The organism is Methylomonas sp. BG-2 (assembly GCF_057766305.1).
The window spans coordinates 1-4,614 of record NZ_JBYMAP010000285.1 but is presented as its reverse complement, the minus strand read 5'-3'; the positions used below and the strand labels follow the sequence as shown (position 1 = coordinate 4,614).

The window sequence follows — 4,614 nt, the reverse complement described above, 5'->3', positions numbered from 1 at the left end:
CATGGGCGTCTATCACGTGCAACAACAAGTCGGCCTCGCTGGCTTCCTGCAAAGTCGAGCGAAAAGCAGCCACCAATTCGTGCGGTAGATGGCGAATAAAACCCACCGTGTCCGCCAAGATAATGTCGTTACCGTTGGTCAGCGACAATTGCCGTAAGGTTGGGTCTAGAGTCGCGAACAACTGATCGGCCGCGTAAATACCGGCACCGGTCAAGGTATTGAACAAGGTTGATTTACCGGCATTGGTGTAGCCAACGAGAGACACGGCCGGGATCTCGGCCTTCTTGCGTTTACTGCGGCCTTGGTGGCGCTGCTTCTCGACTTTTTCCAGACGCTGTTGAATTTGCTTGATGCGAACGCCCAACAACCGCCGATCGGTCTCCAATTGGGTTTCGCCGGGGCCGCGCAAGCCGATACCGCCTTTTTGCCGCTCCAGATGGGTCCACCCGCGTATCAAGCGCGTGGACAAATGTTTGAGTTGGGCAAGTTCGACCTGCAGCTTGCCTTCGAAGGTCTGGGCGCGCTGAGCGAAAATATCCAGAATCAGGCCATTCCTATCGACGACCCGCACTTCCAGGGCTTTCTCAAGATTGCGTTCCTGACTCGGCGACAGCGGATGATTGACGATGACGATATCGGCTTGAACGTCGACGATCGCGGACTTGATTTCATCCAGTTTGCCGATACCGACAAAATACTTCGGATCAGGTCGATGCCGACTGCCGGTCACCACGTGTATCGGTTGGGCGCCGGCGGATTTGGTCAGTTCCTTTAGCTCGTCGAGATCTTCTTGTCCGACTTGCAAATTCAGGTGAACGAGTATTGCCCGTTCACCCGCGTCGGGACGTTCAAACAAAAAAACACCCCTTAATTGTCGTCACTAACTTCCGGCTCGCGGTGCATATTGACGTTTTTACCGGGAACGATGGTGGATATGGCGTGCTTATAAACCATTTGATTCACGGTATTCTTAAGCATGACCACGTATTGATCGAAAGAATCGACACGGCCTTGCAGCTTGATACCGTTAACCAAGAAAATCGACACCGGAGTGTGTTCTTTTCTCAGGGCATTCAAAAAATTATCCTGCAAGTTTTGTGCTTTCGACATCCTATTTCTCCTTATTATTGTTCGGTGTGCTGATAATACATTACCCGCTACATCCGCGATTTTCAACACGCGGCACGCGAATAAACATAAACCCTAATCGGGCCATTGGTACGACCCTGTCAAAAAAAGACCAAAATTACCTGTTAGCAAAATTGCCGTCCGCGCCATGAGAGTAAGCACGGACGCTTAAGTTCAGCTTAGCCGATTTTTTTGTATTTGATCCGATGCGGCGTATCGGCATCGATACCCAGGCGACGATGCCGGTCGGCTTCGTAGTCGGCATAATTGCCCTCGAACCAAACCACCTCGCTGTCGCCCTCGAACGCCAACATATGGGTCGCGACGCGATCCAAAAACCAGCGATCATGCGAGATCACCACCGCGCAGCCGGGAAAAGCCAACAAGGCTTCCTCCAGCGCCCGCAAGGTCTCGACGTCCAAATCGTTGGTCGGCTCGTCAAGCAGCAATACATTGCCGCCGCTTTTAAGCAATTTGGCCAGATGCACCCGGTTGCGTTCGCCGCCGGACAGATCGCCGATGCGTTTTTGTTGATCGGCGCCCTTGAAATTAAAGCGCCCGCAATATGCCCTGGACGGCGTTTCGTATTTGCCGACCGTAATCATGTCCAGACCGTCGGAAATCTCTTGCCAAACCGTCTTGTTATCGTCCATGTTGTCTCGAAACTGTTCGACATAGGACAATTGAACCGTCTGACCCATCGTAAACGTGCCGGAATCGGGTTTCTCGAAACCGGCCATCATCCTGAACAGCGTAGTCTTACCCGCCCCGTTCGGACCAATAATGCCGACGATCCCGCCAGGCGGCAACTTGAAACTCAAATCGTTGATCAGCAAACGGTCGCCGAAACCCTTGCCGACGTTTTCGGCTTCAATGACCACATCGCCCAGTCGCGGTCCGGGCGGAATATAGATCTCTTGAGTCTCGTTGCGTTTTTGCACCTCGACCGAAGACAATTCCTCGAAACGCGCCAACCTCGCCTTGCTCTTGGCGTGGCGACCCTTGGGATTGGAACGCACCCATTCCAGCTCGGCTTTCATCGCTTTCTGCCGGGAAGATTCTTGTTTATCCTCCAGCTCCAGGCGTTTTTCCTTTTGTTCCAGCCACGACGAATAATTGCCTTCCCAAGGAATGCCCATGCCGCGATCCAGCTCCAAAATCCAGCCGGCGACATTATCGAGGAAGTATCGGTCGTGAGTCACCGCGACCACGGTGCCAGTATAGTCGTGCAGGAAGCGCTCCAACCAGGCGACCGACTCGGCGTCCAAGTGGTTGGTCGGCTCGTCGAGCAACAACATGTCGGGCTTGGACAGCAGCAGCCGGCATAAAGCCACGCGACGCTTCTCGCCCCCGGACAATTTATTGACGTCGGCGTCCCAATCCGGCAAACGCAAAGCATCTGCGGCAATTTCCAAGGTCCGATCCAAATTGTGACCGTCGCAGGCATTAATCACGTCTTCCAGATGAGCTTGTTCGGCGGCCAACTTGTCGAAATCGGCATCCGGATCGGCGTAGGCGGCATAGACCGCATCTAGTTTGGCCAATGCGTCCTTGATGTGTTGCACGGCTTCCTCAATATTGCCGCGCACGGTTTTGCTGGGATCGAGCTGCGGCTCCTGCGGCAAGTAGCCGATGTTGATGCCTTTCAGCGGAATCGCCTCGCCTTCGATTTCCTTATCCACGCCGGCCATGATTCTCAGCAGTGTCGATTTACCCGAACCGTTCAAACCCAAGACACCGATTTTAGCGCCCGGAAAGAACGATAACGAGATATCCTTGAGGATGTACTTTTTCGGCGGCACGACTTTGCCGACCCGGTTCATCGAAAATATGTATTGCGCCATTGCTTTCGGAAGAAAGGAAACAAAAGCGTATTATACCGTGCCCCTGCCAATTGCAAGGCCGTTATTTTAGCGGCGCTCGCGGCCCAGGCTAGCGAATTAGGTCACCGAGGTCACCCTAACCTAACGATGCGATCTCGGTGAAAGCCCAGATAAATCAGCAAGCCCAAGCCGTTCCAAATGAAAAAACCCAGTTGCGTTTTAGTCGGCAAACTGGTGAATAAATAGGCGCATCCGAGGATTGTGACGGGCGCCGTCAACCACGGCCACGGCGCGTTGAACTTGCGAACGGCGTAAAGCCCTCGGCGGCGGGCAATCAGCATGCACAGAGCAACCGCGGCGAAAGCCAGCAAAGTACCGGCATTGGCCAACGCAGCAATGTCCGCCAACGGACAAACGCCGGCGACGCCGCCGACCAGCGCGGCGGTAAACCAAGTCGTACGCACCGGTGTACCGCGTCGCGACAGCCGCGCCAATCCGTTCGGCAACAGCCCGTCGCGGGCCATAGCAAAGAAAATCCGGCTTTGGCCGTAGAAAAAGGCCAAAATCACGGTAGGCAACGCCAGCACCGCCGTAAACGCCAAGCATTTCGCGGCGAATGGCGAACCCAGCTCCCGCAGTACCAGTGCCAAGGGTTCGGCACTGTCGGCAAACCGGCGATAGTCCAGCGCGCCCAACGCGGTCAACGCCACCGCGATATAAATCGCCACGCAAATCAGCATGGAACCGATGATCCCGACCGCCAAATCGCGGTCGGGATGGCGGGTTTCCTCGGCGGCGGTCGCAATGGCATCGAAACCGTAAAACGCGAAAAAAATAATCGCGGCGGCCACCATCACGCCGCGTTCGACACCGTCCGCGCCGACCGTTTTCACGAAGCCGTAGGGCATGAACGGCTGCAAATGGTTCGCATCGAAACCGCGGGCGGCCAGCGCTACAAACAACAGCAAGGCGCCGATTTTTAACACCACCAACCACGCGTTACAGGTCGCGCTTTCCTTGGTGCCAAGCGTCAACAAGCCCGCAACCGCCGTAATGATTGCGACGGCAGGTAAATTGACAACACCGCCCAGCGCCGGCGCCACCAGCCAAGTAGCCGAAACACCCGGCCAGTCCTGCAAAATCGGCGCGGCGTAACCAGACCAGCCCACCGCGACCGCGCTGACCACCAGCGAATATTCCAGAATCAGACTCCAACCCACTAGCCAGCCGGCGGTTTCACCGATGACAACACGCGCGTAAGTGTAAGCTCCGCCAGCCTTGGGAATTGCGGTCGCCATTTCCGCGTAAGCCAGCGCCGCACAGGCGCAAACCAGACCGGCGAAACCGAAGGCGACGATAACCGCCGGCCCCGCCTTTGCGGCACCAACACCGATCAACGTCAAAATCCCGGTACCAACGATGGCACCCACACCGAGAGCCAGCAAATGCAACACACCAAGACCGGGTTGCAACACCTCAGCCGGCCCGCGATGTTTCCTATCATTCGCCGAATTTTGCTCGGCTGTCGATTTAAAAGCTCTATTTTCAGAATCAAGCTGACCGCTCAACAAAACTCTCCCATGCAGACTCTTTGACAAAGGCCCTTAACTTACCGGAAATGCCGACATTGCGCACTGGCAAACGACAACGGCCAATCGAACCC

At 55.4% G+C, this 4,614-nt stretch carries 4 protein-coding genes; all 4 read right to left on the bottom strand.

Features of this window, described 5'->3' with window-relative positions; genetic code table 11:
• Positions 1-856 (bottom strand): ribosome rescue GTPase HflX (gene hflX, locus AC3B8H_RS18770; protein WP_488443052.1); only part of this gene is annotated, 856 nt, incomplete at its 3' end.
• 11 nt (positions 857-867) lie between these two features.
• On the bottom strand, positions 868-1,110 hold the full coding sequence (hfq, locus tag AC3B8H_RS18765) for an RNA chaperone Hfq (RefSeq protein ID WP_064027105.1): 243 nt from the start codon (positions 1,108-1,110) through the stop codon (positions 868-870).
• Between the two features lie 197 nt (positions 1,111-1,307).
• Positions 1,308-2,972: an energy-dependent translational throttle protein EttA gene (ettA, locus tag AC3B8H_RS18760; protein ID WP_071159694.1), complete on the bottom strand. Its 1,665-nt coding sequence runs from the start codon at positions 2,970-2,972 to the stop codon at positions 1,308-1,310.
• Between the two features lie 110 nt (positions 2,973-3,082).
• Positions 3,083-4,423, bottom strand: a complete 1,341-nt coding sequence (locus AC3B8H_RS18755) for an amino acid permease (protein WP_488443051.1) — start codon at positions 4,421-4,423, stop codon at positions 3,083-3,085.
• Positions 4,424-4,614 lie beyond the last annotated feature (191 nt).

Excerpts from the sequence above, each read along its gene's own strand:
- hfq (WP_064027105.1), bottom strand. The coding sequence starts at position 1,110 with ATGTCGAAAGCACAAAACTTGCAGGATAATTTTTTGAATGCCCTGAGA.
- ettA (WP_071159694.1), bottom strand. The coding sequence starts at position 2,972 with ATGGCGCAATACATATTTTCGATGAACCGGGTCGGCAAAGTCGTGCCG.